The sequence below is a fragment of the Microcoleus sp. BROC3 genome, assembly GCF_036702515.1.
Classification (GTDB): Bacteria; Cyanobacteriota; Cyanobacteriia; order Cyanobacteriales; family Microcoleaceae; genus Microcoleus.
The window spans coordinates 30,384-44,370 of the sequence record NZ_JAUBTQ010000021.1 but is presented as its reverse complement, the minus strand read 5'-3'; the positions used below and the strand labels follow the sequence as shown (position 1 = coordinate 44,370).

The window sequence follows — 13,987 nt, the reverse complement described above, 5'->3', positions numbered from 1 at the left end:
TTTTAACTTAACTAAAACTCAACCAGCTAAAAACTGTTTCAACAGTCAATTCTAACTCAATCCCATTAAGTATTGGCAAATCAGTTCCACCTTCGTACAACTCCACTCTTTGCCCGGGAAATACCGCTAAAATACTTTCTTCTTCTGGAATTACTAACCAGCCCAATTCAGTGCCTTGTTGCGAACAAGCAAGTAATTTAGCAAGCACTTTTGTTTGGCTTTGTTCGGGAGAAAGAATTTCAATCGCCCAGTCTGGATAAATTTCAAAGCGGTTAGCAATTCTACCAGATGGTAGAAAGGGAATTCTTTCCCACCGGAATACTGCTACATCTGGGACGAGTGATACACCGCCGAAAGTGCAACGCAACTCTGGAAAAGCATAAGCAATCTTTGGTGTTTCGACTATTTGGTTGATGACATTGCAAAGCTTACCCTGCAATCTGCTATGTTCACCTTGAGGCATGGGTTTTTGAATTATTTCTTTGTTGATATATTCAGAAGCTGGCTCCGTTTCTGGAAGTTTTAGGAACTCCTCTAAGTTGGGCGATATTTTAATGACTGTAGTCATAGGTCAAGTCGATTTTAAATTTTAGATTTTCAATGGGATAGATATCAGAACCCCGACTGTTTAAAAGTCGGGGTTCGTATCTATTATGAAGGACAAATTCTTGCCTTAACTAGCCTTCTTTTGAGGAGCCATTATGCGTTCCACACTCATAGCAGCAACGCTCAACGTCACCACAGCCATGCCCAGAATTGCCACAGGCTGCAACTTCTCATTGATAATTATAAAAGCAAAAAGTGCGGTCATCGCCGGCCCCAAAGTGCCAATTACTGACGCTAAGGCGGCCCCCGCAAAGCGGATGGCAAAATTATTCAAAAGATAGCTAAACAGCGTCAGCACCCCTAAAACAACACCTCCCAAAATCAAACCGGGCCAAACATTTTGGTCGATTTTAGGAGAAAAATTTTCCGACAGCGGCACCCACAAACTCAGGGAGGAAAATACAAAAATCGCGGCGAAATTAACTAGACTAAAAGGAATTGGGTGCAGCTTGCCCGCGGCCATTTGCGTCAGCAATACGTAACCTGCAAAGGTAATCCCAGAAGCCAGTGCCGCAGCGACTCCCACTCCAACATTGCCGCCGCCCGGAGCTGGGGCCGCAAAACTCGGCCACCCAGCTAAAATCAGACCTGCGGTAATCCCGACTATCGCCAAAAAGCCGACTGTGCTCGGGCGAGAGCCAAACAAGATCCAAGAACCCAGTACGGTGACGATCGGGTAAATAAAGAAAATCGTAATCGCAATCCCGGCTGGAATATTGCCGATCGCCAAATAAATCAAAACCTGAGACAAAAACAGAAAAAATGCGCTTCCTAAAACCTTCCCCCACAAAGCTCGATCGCCCGACTGGAACAACCGCCTAATATCTTTCCAGACAGAAGGATACAAAAATGTCGCCAATATCGGCATCAAAGCCATCACCACGATCAGCCGCATCAACAAAATCAACAAAGAATTTCCAAAACCTGGAGTCACCACCCCCGGAAATTCAAAGAACCCAAAAACCATCCGAGGATTTTTGCCTTTAATCAGAATTCTCAAACAAACATTAAACAGCGACAATACTACCGCCGAAGACAAAGCCAGCACCAAACCTGCCTGCACTTGAGAAGATGCTTTAGCGGTTGCCGTCGGTGGCACGGCTTCCCGCGGCGCATCCGCAGGTGTTGGCTGTACAAATTGGGGGCGGACAGAATTAACAGAATTAGTTGATTCCTCGGGATAGGAATCTTGAGCATCGAAAGGATTCTCAAGATATGCTTCTTCTTCTTCGAGTTCTTCCCTGATGCGGTTGACGAGATTTTGTAACAGCTCTTCCCCTTGTAGTTCCAGGGTTTTCATGTTGTTGAGCCGCACGGAAAGCTCGCTTTCGTAACTGGTTAAATCTTGTTCCAGCATCTGGAAACTGCGATCGATCCTTTCATCCAGCGCCGCCAGCAACTGCGAGGCGCGTTCGTCGTAGTTGCTCGGCGGCAGGGGTATCGGGAACTCGCCGCTGGGAATCGGGCTGCTGAGAGAATTTCCCGAGTTAGCGCTGAGTTCGTTGAACCGCTGCACCAACAAATCCTGCAAATTGTGAGCCAAAACTTGAGCCAACTGCTTCAGCCACAATTGCTGCTGCTGAATGTATCGCCCAGACAGAGATTCCATTTGCTGAGACTGCAATTTGCGATATTGCTCCCGGAGGTCTTCAATATCTTCAATCAGGTGATTTTTTTCAGTTTGCAGCCGAGTAATGTCTTGATTTAACTGGCCTTTGACATTTTCATGCAAAGCGTCCAGTTCTTGCATTACTGAGTGGAGGACTTCTTCTGCTGATTGTGCATCCTCTGGCTCGCCCTTTGACGAGTATACGTTCCGCTGCGCCATTAGCCTATAACCTCTAATTTAAACTGCACGTTCAGTGTTCTTAAGTATTTTGACAAATCAGGCCGCAAGTTTTAGTGAGTTGATCTAAAAGATTGCGGACACTGTTGAATCAATAGTAGTCGCTAAGCTAGAAATGTGAGAAAATTGCGTGAAGCAAAGCTATCCCGCAGGGAATCCCCCCAAGAACACTTTGTGCAATTAGAAATCATACTACAGCTTGACCTCTCCACGGATTGCTCCCGGTAATTCTCCCATCTAACTCACCCGATTGCACCCGAATCACAAGCGTGACAGCGCGTTCCGCGACTAAATTTGATTGGGGGGTGGCACTCCTAGCCCCTCAATGGATAACTTGATGCTGCGGCCAGAAATCCGGTTTCTTTTGCCCGCCTTTCTCCCGCACTCCCACACCCAGGTTTATGATTTTAACAGTTCCGATCTTTTGCTCGCGAAAGTTTTAAGAGGCGATCGCACCCTGAAAAAGCCACCCCGCGCCATCCAAAAATTAGCACATCCCATCCCCCAAGAGCAACAGATATGGCATCCGAAATTTATGACAATTCCTTTACAAGCGATCGACAAAAACTGAATATTTCCTCAGAAGCCGAAGTCTTTGTGTTTCCCGCCTCATTTGCCCAGCAGCGCTTGTGGTTTCTCGACCAATTCACACCGGAAAACCCTTTCTATAATGTAGTAACCGCACTGCGCTTAACAGGTTCCCTCAACTTAACAGCCTTAGAGCAAACCTTCAACGAAATAGTGCAGCGCCACGAAACTTTGCGAACCACTTTTGCAGCGGTATCAGGACAACCAATGCAGATAATCTCTCCCGCTTTCAAGACTAATTTAAAAGTATTAGACTTGCAAGATTTGCCGCCCGAACAACGGCAAACAGAAGCAAAGAAACTCTCCGCCGCAGAATCTCTTCGCCCTTTCAATTTATCCACCGGGCCGCTGATGCGAGTCACCATCCTGCGGCTGACAGAAACCGAGCATATTCTCTTGCTAAATATGCACCACATAGCCTCCGATGATTGGTCGATCGGGGTGCTAATTCGAGAAATAGAAGCTATCTATACAGCTTTGATAAATCAACAGCCATCTCCCCTGCCAGAATTATCACTTCAATATGCCGACTTTGCCGAGTGGCAGCGCGAATGGCTGCAAGGTGAAGTATTAGAAACTCAGCTAGCTTATTGGCGGCAGCAATTGCACGGGATTTCAGTGTTAAATTTGCCCACAGATCGCCCTGCACCAGCTAGGCAAAATTATCGGGGAAAAACTCAATATTTAGAACTGCCAAAAAACTTGAAGGACGCACTTGTAGCGCTCTCGCAGCGAGAAGGAGCGACTTTATTTATGACTGTGCTCGCTGCATTTCAAACTTTGCTTTACCGTTACTCGCAACAAGAAGATATTGTTGTCGGTTCGCCGATCGCCAATCGCAACCGCAGCGAAATAGAAGCATTAATCGGTTTTTTTGTCAATACTTTAGTGCTGCGAACAGACTGCTCGGGAAACCCGACATTTCGAGATTTTTTGGGCCGGGTGCGGGAAGTAACTCTGGGAGCTTACGCTCACCAAGATTTGCCTTTTGAGAAGCTAGTCGAGGAATTGCACCCAGAGCGATCGTTGAATCGCCACCCGCTGTTTCAGGTGGTATTTGGTCTGCAAAATGGGCCGGTGGAGGAGCTAGAATTGCCAGAATTAAAGTTGAGTTCTTTCCATTTAGAGACTCAAACAACCCGCTTTGATTTAGAGCTGCATTTGTGGGAAGCTTCGGATAAGTTTAGGAGCAGATACGGGGAACTGTGGAAAGATGCGGAAGGCCTCAGAGGCGTAGCTGTGTACAATACGGATTTATTTGATGAAGTTACTATCGCCCGAATGCTGAGGCATTTTAAAACGCTGCTGGAAAGCATTGTGGTTAATCCCGAACAAAGAATCGCTAACTTACCTTTATTGAGCGAGGATGAAGTGAATCAATTATTCAGAGAATGGAACGATACTCGGACAGATTATCCTCAAAATAAGTGCATTCATCAGTTATTTGAAGAGCGAGTTGAGCAGCATTTGGAGGATGTCGCCCTAACTTTCGACAGCCAGCACCTGACTTACAGAGAACTCAACAGTCGCAGCAACCAACTGGCGCGCTACCTACAAAAAATGGGGGTGGGGGCGGAGGTTTTAGTGGGGCTTTGTGCAGAACGATCGATCGACCTAATTGTCGGGATGTTGGCTGTACTGAAAGCGGGAGGGGCTTACCTACCGTTAGATCCGAGCTATCCGCGCGATCGGCTAAACTTGATGCTGGAAGATGCTCAAGTTAAAGTCTTGCTAATTCAAGATAAATTGATTGAGAATTTCCGAGACTTCTCAAACTCGGTGATTCACTTCGATCGCGACTGGGAACACATAGCCAAAGAAAGCGCCGAAAATCCCGCCAACACCGTCACAGCAGACAACCTAGCTTACGTTATTTACACATCTGGCTCAACAGGAAAACCCAAGGGAGTTGCTGTCACCCACAAAGCAGTAAATCGGCTGGTACTCAACACAAACTATATAAAAATAGAACCTACCGATAAAATTGCCCAAGCATCAAATGCTTCATTTGATGCAGCCACATTCGAGATTTGGGGAGCCTTGCTTAACGGCGCTCAACTCGTGGGAATTAGCACAAATATTACCCTTTCGCCTCACGATTTAGCCTTAGAACTGCGCCAAAAAGGCATCACAGTTTTGTTTTTAACAACTGCCTTATTTCAACAAATTGCTAGAGTTTTACCGCAAGCTTTTGATTCGCTGCGCTGCTTGCTGTTTGGCGGAGAAGCGGTCGATATGAGATGGGTTAAAAAAGTTCTAAAACAGGCGCAAAGCACTAAATTAATTCACGTTTACGGGCCTACAGAAAATACCACATTTTCTGCTTATTATTGCGTGCAAGACGTACCAGAAACCGCAACATCTATCCCCATCGGCCGCCCGATCGCCAACACGCAAATTTATCTCCTAGATGCGGATTTGCAGCCGGTGGCGATCGGTGTTATAGGTCAATTGTACGTCGGCGGTGACGGATTGGCGAAAGGCTACCTCAACCAGCCAGATTTAACTGCTGCTGCATTCATTCCCAATCCTTTTAGCAATAAATCTGGTTCGTGTCTTTATAAAACAGGTGATTTAGGTCGCTACTTAGCTGACGGCAACATCGAGTTTTTAGGTCGCGTTGATGACCAAGTAAAAATTCGCGGCTACCGCATCGAATTGGGAGAAATTGAAGTGGCTTTGTGCCAGCATCCCCAAGTGCGCGAAGCAGTAGTAATTGTGAGGGAAGACATCCCCGATGATAAACATTTGGTAGCTTATGTTATTCCTGACGGCATTAATAAAAAATCCGAAAGTCACAATCTAAAATCAAGTGAATTGCGCCAATTTTTGAAAGAAAAGTTGCCAGGATATATGGTTCCTGCAACTTATGCAGTGTTGGAGAATATGCCACTGACGCCTAATGGCAAAGTAGACCGCCGCGCCTTGCCCGATATAGATACAGACAGCGAGGATATAACAGAAAATTATGTAGCGCCTAGGACTGAGCTCGAAAATGCGATCGGAAAAATTTGGGCTAAAGTTTTGGGAAAACAGCAGGTTAGTATCTACGATAATTTCTTTGAACTAGGGGGGCATTCCCTGCTAGCAACTCAGTTAATTTCTCGCATCCGAGACGCTTTGCAAGTTGAGTTATCGGTCAGCAATTTGTTTGAGGCTCCGACTGTGGCGAGTCTGGCAAAATACATTGAAACAATGCGCTGGGCCGCGAAAGGTTTGGATACTTCCAGAACCGAGGAAAATGAGCGCGAAGATGTGGAATTTTAAGGCCTTACATAATTGTGGGATGATTTTGATTGTTTTGTGGAATGACGCCCTAGTCGCAGCAATCTCAATCTTTTTCGCTGAGGGGATGACAACCCTCCTCAAACCCTGATGGAGTAAAGATTGAGCCTCGCTTATGCTAACAAAAGATAGGCAGCCTTAACTAAACGGTATTGCAATATACTGGTCTTTAGTTACTTTCCATGTTGAATAAATCTTCATCAGGATTACTGACGGCTAAAAACTTCAGAAGCAGCAACTCTGTTTAACAGCCTGTCTTTTGAAATTGTTCATACTTGTGTAGCATAATGGTTTTTTATCGATATTTTGGCAAGCGACAATGAGTAAATTGAACAGCGTTTTGAACCCTTCACTGGTTGCTGAACCTCCCAGTAATCGTTTTTATCGCACCGTTTGGCGGTGGCACTTCTATGCAGGCTTGTTTGTTATTCCTTTCATGCTGATTTTGTCAATCACAGGCATCATTTACCTGTTTAAACCGCAATTAGATGCTGCGATGTATCACCAGAATATGTTTGTGCAGCCTGCGGATGTGGTGATGCCTTATACTCAACAGGTGGCAGTTGTTCAAGGAACTTATCCTGATGCCAAAGTAACAAAATTTACGCCGAGCGTTGCGTCTAATCGCAGTGCTGAAGTGACGATCGCGACTAAAGATGAAAGAACACTAGCCGTTTTCGTGAATCCTTATACAGCTAAGATTTTAGGCGATCGCGATGAAAATAATAATCTCCAAGCGATCGCACGCAAGATTCACGGCGAACTGATGATCGGAAAATTGGGAGATTATTTAGTAGAGCTTGCTTCCTGTTGGGGACTGATTTTGCTAATTACCGGATTATATTTATGGTTGCCTCGCCACAAAGGAAATTTTTTAGGAACATTAATTCCGCGTGTGTGGAGCCAGAACAAGCGGGTATTTTGGCGGGACTTACACGCCGTTTCGGGATTTTATGGCGTATTGCTAATTGGCTTTCTCATCATTAGTGGACTACCCTGGACAGGTTTTTGGGGAGATACCTTCGCTCGTTTGTCGAGTCACTATCCTGCACAAATGTGGGATAACGTACCTCAATCGACAACACTCACAGGCTCGCTCAATCAACAGGGCAATCTAATTGTGCCTTGGGCAGTAGAGCAATTACCAATTCCCAAATCTAGTAAGCCTGGAAAGGAGCATCATTCAGGACACAACGAAATTATCAGCGAAACTCCTGCTGGTACGTCCGTAAATCTAGATTCTGTTGTAACTTTAGCCCAAGCAAAAGGCGCACCCCCTGGATTTAGTGTTAGTTTTCCAGAATCCCAAACGGGTGTGTATACGGTTTCGGCATTTCCCAATAATCCGGCGCAAGAAGTCACTCTGCACATCGATAGATACAGTGGCAAAGTGTTAGCAGATGTGCGGTGGAAGGATTACGGGTTAATACCCAAAGCCGTAGAAATGGGAATTTCCATTCACATGGGCAAATATTTTGGATTGAGCAATCAACTGCTGATGTTGTTTGCAGCGTTAATTGTGATTGTGCTTTCAGTCAGCGGTACGGTGATGTGGTGGCAGCGTCGTCCGAAAGGGACGGGTTGGCTCGGTGCGCCTGCAATGCCCACCCATGTTCAGGAATGGAAAGTGCCACTCGCAATCGTTGCTGTTTTAGGGATTGCCTTCCCGCTTGTAGGACTTTCACTCGTCACCGTTGTGCTGTTGGATTATTTCGTGTTGGCTCGTATTCCTGGCGTCAAGCGCATTTTCAGTTAAAGGTGGGAGGGTGACAAAGAGGTCTAGGAACTAGACCGCATCAGTGCGTAGGTTGGGCCCCGAGGGAACGAACCCTCCGTTTCACTCCGCCCAACATTTTCGCTACAATTTTCCTTAACTGAACCGTATTGAATATAGATCAATACGGTTCAGTTAACACTGTTAATTCCCCGGAGATCCCCCTCGCATCCCCCTTAAGAAGGGGGACGCAAGAGCAACTTCTTGTCCCCCCCTTAAGAAGGGGGGCTAGGGGGGATCGGTCTTATCTGAACCGTATTGAATTATAGATAACATTCTAATTTAAACTGTTCCCAGCGATAGATGATATTTAATTTTTTTAACTTTACTATCAAAGAACAGCCTAAAAATTCAACATGAATGATTAAAAAACTCATAAGATAAGTGGAATGATACTAATAAAATCATGAGCTACTCTATCCAAAAAGCTTCATCAATCCAAGTTCCCTCTAATTCTGGGATGCTGATGCTGGGAATTGCTCGCATAAATGTGATAAAAACTGCTAGACAAATTCTACGCTCATGTGGTGGTCATCACTGTTTTTTCTTTGCAATGGTCTAATTATGGCTCGAATTCGTTGTTATCAAGAAATGTTTGGGTAAGTAATTGAACTCAGTTCATACCTTTTATTACATTTATAGCAGAAACTCATGGAAAATACATTGTTCGATCGCACATTCCGGGACAGCGAAGGCAAAATTGTTATAGCTCAGATGCCAAATCTACCACTGAGTGTCGGGATTGTAGCTAGTTTATTAAAGCTCATTGTTACAACAGGGCAAATTAATTTAGCGTTGGAGCTAGTAGCTTTTGGTGCTTTGTTTACTTGGGCTTGGGAAGAATTATTTCAAGGCGTTAATTACTTTCGTAGAGCATTAGGTCTGATTGTGCTTGTCGCTCTGATTGCCTCGAAACTTTTATAAGGAAGTGAGCATAAATAAATCGGAACAACCATGATTTTACCTCAAAAATCTATGCCAAATTTTCTTTTGTTATTGGCATGATGAGTGAACTTTCAGATGTAGAGATGACCTCGCGCTCGCTGAGGCGATTAGCTTGATTCCATAGCATTCTCTCCTTTCTCTTTAATAGCGAACGCAAGTGTCGCGATGAGTATTAATATCATTGCCGGTTTAATTCAGTAATTACCGCAGATTTCCCCTTTATAAACTACCCCCCAGAAGCCGAGTTTCTTGCTGAAACCCGGCTTCTGTGTACTTCACTTACCTCAAAATTGCTGTATAATGATCTCTCAACACGGACTCATCCACAAAATCTGAAACGATGTCCAACCAAGCGTCTGACCGTCTTAAACAAAATGCTGAAAAAATTATGCGGATGTGGGAGAAGCGGGCGCGTGATGAAATCGGTGCATCAACGCATCAAGATTCTCTTGTCTTGCAAGATTCCCTACCTCTGTACTTAAACCAACTGGTGGATGAACTCTCAAACAGAATTGTCAGGACATCTGCCCGAATCACAGCCGACGAGGTAGAAAGTACGCGGATTGGCAAGCTGCACGGGCATGAACGGGCGGGGTATGCTGACTACTCCATGACTCACGTAATTTTCGAGTATCAGCTCCTCCGTCAAGTAATATTTCAAGTTTTAGAAGAAGAAGCACCTTTAGGAGTGCAGGATAGAGACATTATTATCGGCTCCATTGAGCAAGCCGTTAATGACGCGGCCACTCAATTCTCCGAAACGCTGCGAGATATTCAAGAACTATTTATGGTGACGCTAACTCACGACCTCAGAAATCCCATCAATGTCGTAAAAATGGGAACTCAACTAACTCTGCGGCGGCTGGAACGAGGAGATACCCACACGGATGTGGCAGCAAGGATGCTCAATGCGATCAATCGGCTGGATTCGATGATTCAAAATCTGCTTGATGCGAGTCGGCTGCGGGCAGGGCAGAGCTTAAAGATGGAATTTGAAGAATGCAATTTTGAGCTGCTCGTCCAAGAGGTGGTAGAAGATTTGAGCTTTGCGTATGGAGAGCGGTTTGTTATAGTCTCTGATTCTGAGATCAGGGCTTATTGCAGCCGTAAAGAAATACGGCGGGTGATTGAAAATTTAGCAATTAACGCTGTGAAATATGGTGCGCCTAGTAGGCCTATTACACTCACGCTCCAGCAAACTGAAACGCAGATCAGCCTTACTATCCATAATGAAGGCGATCCGATCGCCCTAGACGCTCAATCCATCCTATTTCAACAATTTCGTCGAACCATTGCTGCCGAGGAGCAAACCGGCTGGGGATTAGGATTATTTTTAGCAAAAAATATTACTGAGGCGCATCAAGGGACACTTGCGGTTGAAAGTGCAGAGGGCAAGGGGACAAGCTTTATTATCAATTTACCTAAAGTTCTTCTTTAGTTCGGGACATTAAGACTAAGAAGAAAAATAGGGTATAAAATAATGAATCCACAGTCCACATTTTGAGCTGACCTACAGAAGAAGCGCTTCAGCAAACGCGACGCTCTACACCCGCTATCTTTAAGCCGTCTGTCGTGCGAAACAACGCCTTTCGGGATTGACAAATCAGAGATATATCTACCTCATGAACTCCTCACATTTTCTTCACATTTTAAACGTAAGGTATATCGCCCTAAATCCGCATCATTAAATCATAAAAGAGTAATCTCATTTTTTTACCCGTACAATAGATGAGGTCATTTACAATAACGACTTTTATGCCTGCCTGGTAATTTAATAACACTATTGATGACTACGATAAACTCAACATAAGTAAGCAGCCTGACGCATTAAAACTGCAATTTTGTTATCTCAATATGGCTGTCAAAGTTATACTTTCAGGGATAAAAATAAGTTTTTAGTAACAGCAATTATGAGGTTTTTTCCAACATTAAACTTGCGGATAAATCTTTAAATTTATAATAACCTATTCACAATGATAGATATTTTATTCAACGATTAGGCTTAAGTTAGGTTTGCGAGGAAAGAAACCAAATCTGAGATTCAATCGAAACTGGACGAGGTGAACAAAAGCCTCTAATTTAATCGAAAAAATCTGAATTTGACTGCTGTAATCGTCTGAGATAGTTTAGAAACAAAAGACAACGACCTTAATAACAAAGGAAAAAATCATGTCTAACAAAACACATACTGTAGCCGCTGGAGATACATTTTCCAGTATTGCAGCGTTCCACTATGGTAATGGCAGTGATGCGAACGCGCAAAAAATTGCAGCTGCTAATCCTGGTGTTAGCCCTGGAAAATTACAAGTTGGTCAAACACTTCAAGTTCCTGCTTAACAGGTTTGAAAAGCTTGTCAACATAGCTGCTTCTAATAGCAGCTATTAAGCATCCAGGAGGTTAGCAAATAAAACTAACCTTCTGCCCGCACAAATTTCCCCGAAAAAAGTTCCTTGTTGACAAACATTTAGGTTTGATATTTTTCGGACTTGTTTCAATAACACCGACTAATTTAGGATAAAAATAATGGCTGAAATAATTGTGTTTAGCGATTCCAATTTTCGAGTAACTTCAAATAGCTTTACCCAAGACTTAGCTAATGTCGGAACTTTTTGGAACGACAAAATTACATCAGCTAAAGTAATCTCTGGTACATGGCAAGTTTTTGGGGATACTAATTTCACCGGGAGTAATGTGAAACTTCCACCGGGAGAGTATCCTAATCTTGCAATCAGCCCAGGTGTTATCAATAACGATAGCATTTCGTCACTCAAGATTGTAGGATAACGAGCCAGAAAGCATCACATCCGTTGACCCCCCGTTGCCAGTGGTGGCAATGGGGGATTTTAATTTGTGATTTAAGGAGAATACTCATGTCTTACCTTACGAAAGTCAGTCGCTCGTCAAGTTTAATAGCTTTTGCTGCTTGTGGTGCAATTCTAGCTGTAATTCCCAGGGAACCTGCTTTGGCAAGACCCACATCTCCTAGCAGTTATCAAAGTTCTTGTCAGAATATTAAGATTACCGGAGCGACTTTATCAGCAAGATGTCGTCTAGCTAATGGCTCAACTAAGTCAACATCAATTTTGATTCGGGGAATAGAGAATAAAAATGGAAACTTGACCTATTCTCGCAATCCAAGAGCCGCTAGCAGTTATCAACTTTCTTGTAAGAATATCGATCATACCGGAGCGACTTTATCAGCAAGATGTCGTCTAGCTAATGGCTCAACCAAGTCAACATCAATTTTGATTCGGGGAATAGACAATCAAAATGGAAACTTGACGTATTCTCGCTAGCAATTAAGGTCTGATTAATCCACGACAGACAGCAAACAAGGAGAATTCCATGACGAACTATGACTACATTATTATCGGTGCTGGTTCGGCAGGCTGCGTTGTCGCCAACCGTTTGACAGAAGACAGTAAAACAACAGTGTTATTACTCGAAGCTGGGAACCCGGATACCAAACCTGAGATTCAAATCCCGGCGGAATGCCTAAAACTATTAGGTTCTGAGGTGGACTGGGGATATTTTTCCGAACCCGAACCGTACTTAAATAATCGCAAAATCTATTGTCCCCGCGGCAAAGTCTTGGGTGGCAGCAGTGCGATTAATTTCATGCTTTATATTCGAGGCAATCCTCATGATTACGATCGCTGGCAAGAATTAGGTAATCCCGGTTGGAGTTACCAGGATGTTTTGCCCTATTTCAAGAAATCTGAGCACTCCTCACGAGGCGCATCCGAGTTTCACGGGACTGATGGAGAATTAAGCGTAACCGACTCGATCGCGCCTACTGCCATTTCTCAACGATATATAGATGCAGCAATGGCATTGGGCTACAACTACAACCCTGATTTCAACGGGGTGCAGCAGGCAGGAGTAGGACGCTACCAATGCACCATTAAAGATGGCAAACGCCACAGTACAGCGGCTGCCTTCCTGGTGCCCATTCTCCAGCGTCCCAATTTGACAGTAACAACTGGGGCGTTGGTCACTCGATTGTTATTTGAGGGCACTCGCACCGTTGGAGTGGAATATCTGCACGAGGGTACGCTGCACCAGATCGGGGTCGATCGGGAAGTGATTTTAAGTGCGGGCGCATTCGATTCGCCCAAACTGCTGATGCTTTCCGGCATTGGGGATGCAGCACGCCTGCAAGCCTTGGGCATTCCTGTTGTCGCAGATCTGCCTGGGGTCGGCCAAAATCTCCAAGACCACGTTCTCGTTCCCATTACCTACCAGGCAACTGAGGCTGTCCATCCTGCCAGCAGCAGCAGTGGGATTGGTGAAGCTGGATTGTTCTTGCATAGCGAGCATAACTTGGATGTTGCGCCAGATTTACAGTGTTTCGCAGGTCCCATTCTGTGGGCACCACCTGGCTCTAACCGCTCTGGTCCGGGATTCTTTGGGGTCGCCTCTTTGACCCATGCTCAAAACATTGGGAGTGTCAGCTTGCGATCGTCCGATCCCAAAGATACACCGATGATTCGGCTGAACTATCTGCAAAGTGAAACCGATGTACAAACGCTAGTCGCAGGGCTTAAACTACTCCGCCAAATCTTTGAGACTCATGCCTTTGATGAGTTTCAAGGGGAGGAACTGGCTCCTGGTAGCGATATGCAGAGCGATGAAGCGCTCTCCGCTTACATCCGAGACGCTTGCGATACGATGTACCATCCGGTGGGGACTTGCAAAATGGGCACTGATTCAATGGCGGTGGTAGACCCCGAACTGCGGGTACATGGGGTTGAGGGGTTGAGGGTCGTCGATGCCTCAATTATGCCAACGATCACTACAGGAAATACGAATGGGCCGACAATTGCGATCGGCGAAAAAGCAGCCGATTTAATTAAAGTCGCAGGTGGCGTTTCAAAGCAAAGACCTTTGGCGATCGCACACTGAAAAGAGCGATCGATCAGTTTTGAGGAGAATCGACGAT

Annotated in this window: 11 protein-coding genes; 9 read left to right on the top strand and 2 right to left on the bottom strand. The window is 44.9% G+C overall.

Going from position 1 to position 13,987, the window contains the following annotated elements; translation table 11 throughout:
* Window positions 1-7: 7 nt before the first annotated feature.
* Window positions 8-568: a Uma2 family endonuclease gene (locus QUB30_RS15295; protein WP_333334623.1), complete on the bottom strand. Its 561-nt coding sequence runs from the start codon at window positions 566-568 to the stop codon at window positions 8-10.
* Window positions 569-673: 105 nt separating this feature from the next.
* Window positions 674-2,434: an EamA family transporter gene (locus QUB30_RS15290; protein WP_333334621.1), complete on the bottom strand. Its 1,761-nt coding sequence runs from the start codon at window positions 2,432-2,434 to the stop codon at window positions 674-676.
* A gap of 343 nt (window positions 2,435-2,777) precedes the next feature.
* Here QUB30_RS15290 and QUB30_RS15285 point away from each other — a divergent pair, with 343 nt between their 5' ends.
* The 9 genes from QUB30_RS15285 (at window position 2,778) to QUB30_RS15245 (ending at window position 13,950) form a co-directional block, all read left to right on the top strand.
* Window positions 2,778-3,023: a hypothetical protein gene (locus QUB30_RS15285; protein WP_333334619.1), complete on the top strand. Its 246-nt coding sequence runs from the start codon at window positions 2,778-2,780 to the stop codon at window positions 3,021-3,023.
* A complete protein-coding gene (locus QUB30_RS15280; RefSeq protein ID WP_333334617.1) occupies window positions 2,972-6,307 on the top strand; it encodes an amino acid adenylation domain-containing protein in 3,336 nt (1,111 codons plus the stop codon). Before QUB30_RS15285 ends, QUB30_RS15280 begins: the two co-directional genes overlap by 52 nt.
* 337 nt (window positions 6,308-6,644) lie before the next feature.
* Window positions 6,645-8,081 (top strand): PepSY domain-containing protein, encoded by a 1,437-nt coding sequence (locus tag QUB30_RS15275; protein ID WP_333334615.1) that lies wholly within the window; start codon window positions 6,645-6,647, stop codon window positions 8,079-8,081.
* Between the two features lie 669 nt (window positions 8,082-8,750).
* Window positions 8,751-9,023 carry a hypothetical protein gene (locus tag QUB30_RS15270; protein ID WP_333334613.1) on the top strand — a complete coding sequence of 91 codons (273 nt, stop codon included), beginning with the start codon at window positions 8,751-8,753 and terminating at the stop codon, window positions 9,021-9,023.
* Window positions 9,024-9,384: 361 nt separating this feature from the next.
* The gene (locus QUB30_RS15265; RefSeq protein WP_333334611.1) at window positions 9,385-10,482 is read left to right on the top strand and encodes a HAMP domain-containing sensor histidine kinase; all 1,098 of its coding nucleotides are present in this window, start codon (window positions 9,385-9,387) and stop codon (window positions 10,480-10,482) included.
* Window positions 10,483-11,213: 731 nt separating this feature from the next.
* Window positions 11,214-11,381 (top strand): LysM domain-containing protein, encoded by a 168-nt coding sequence (locus QUB30_RS15260; protein ID WP_333334609.1) that lies wholly within the window; start codon window positions 11,214-11,216, stop codon window positions 11,379-11,381.
* Window positions 11,382-11,568: 187 nt separating this feature from the next.
* Window positions 11,569-11,829, top strand: a complete 261-nt coding sequence (locus QUB30_RS15255) for a beta/gamma crystallin-related protein (protein WP_333334607.1) — start codon at window positions 11,569-11,571, stop codon at window positions 11,827-11,829.
* Window positions 11,830-11,915: 86 nt separating this feature from the next.
* The gene (locus tag QUB30_RS15250; RefSeq protein WP_333334605.1) at window positions 11,916-12,341 is read left to right on the top strand and encodes a CVNH domain-containing protein; all 426 of its coding nucleotides are present in this window, start codon (window positions 11,916-11,918) and stop codon (window positions 12,339-12,341) included.
* Window positions 12,342-12,390: 49 nt separating this feature from the next.
* Window positions 12,391-13,950: a GMC family oxidoreductase N-terminal domain-containing protein gene (locus QUB30_RS15245; protein WP_333334603.1), complete on the top strand. Its 1,560-nt coding sequence runs from the start codon at window positions 12,391-12,393 to the stop codon at window positions 13,948-13,950.
* Window positions 13,951-13,987 lie beyond the last annotated feature (37 nt).

Bases quoted from the DNA above. Each gene is read 5' to 3' on its own strand.
- QUB30_RS15295 (WP_333334623.1), bottom strand. From the start codon at position 568: ATGACTACAGTCATTAAAATATCGCCCAACTTAGAGGAGTTCCTAAAA.
- QUB30_RS15290 (WP_333334621.1), bottom strand. From the start codon at position 2,434: ATGGCGCAGCGGAACGTATACTCGTCAAAGGGCGAGCCAGAGGATGCA.
- QUB30_RS15285 (WP_333334619.1), top strand. From the start codon at position 2,778: ATGGATAACTTGATGCTGCGGCCAGAAATCCGGTTTCTTTTGCCCGCC.
- QUB30_RS15280 (WP_333334617.1), top strand. From the start codon at position 2,972: ATGGCATCCGAAATTTATGACAATTCCTTTACAAGCGATCGACAAAAA.
- QUB30_RS15275 (WP_333334615.1), top strand. From the start codon at position 6,645: ATGAGTAAATTGAACAGCGTTTTGAACCCTTCACTGGTTGCTGAACCT.
- QUB30_RS15270 (WP_333334613.1), top strand. From the start codon at position 8,751: ATGGAAAATACATTGTTCGATCGCACATTCCGGGACAGCGAAGGCAAA.
- QUB30_RS15265 (WP_333334611.1), top strand. From the start codon at position 9,385: ATGTCCAACCAAGCGTCTGACCGTCTTAAACAAAATGCTGAAAAAATT.
- QUB30_RS15260 (WP_333334609.1), top strand. From the start codon at position 11,214: ATGTCTAACAAAACACATACTGTAGCCGCTGGAGATACATTTTCCAGT.
- QUB30_RS15255 (WP_333334607.1), top strand. From the start codon at position 11,569: ATGGCTGAAATAATTGTGTTTAGCGATTCCAATTTTCGAGTAACTTCA.
- QUB30_RS15250 (WP_333334605.1), top strand. From the start codon at position 11,916: ATGTCTTACCTTACGAAAGTCAGTCGCTCGTCAAGTTTAATAGCTTTT.
- QUB30_RS15245 (WP_333334603.1), top strand. From the start codon at position 12,391: ATGACGAACTATGACTACATTATTATCGGTGCTGGTTCGGCAGGCTGC.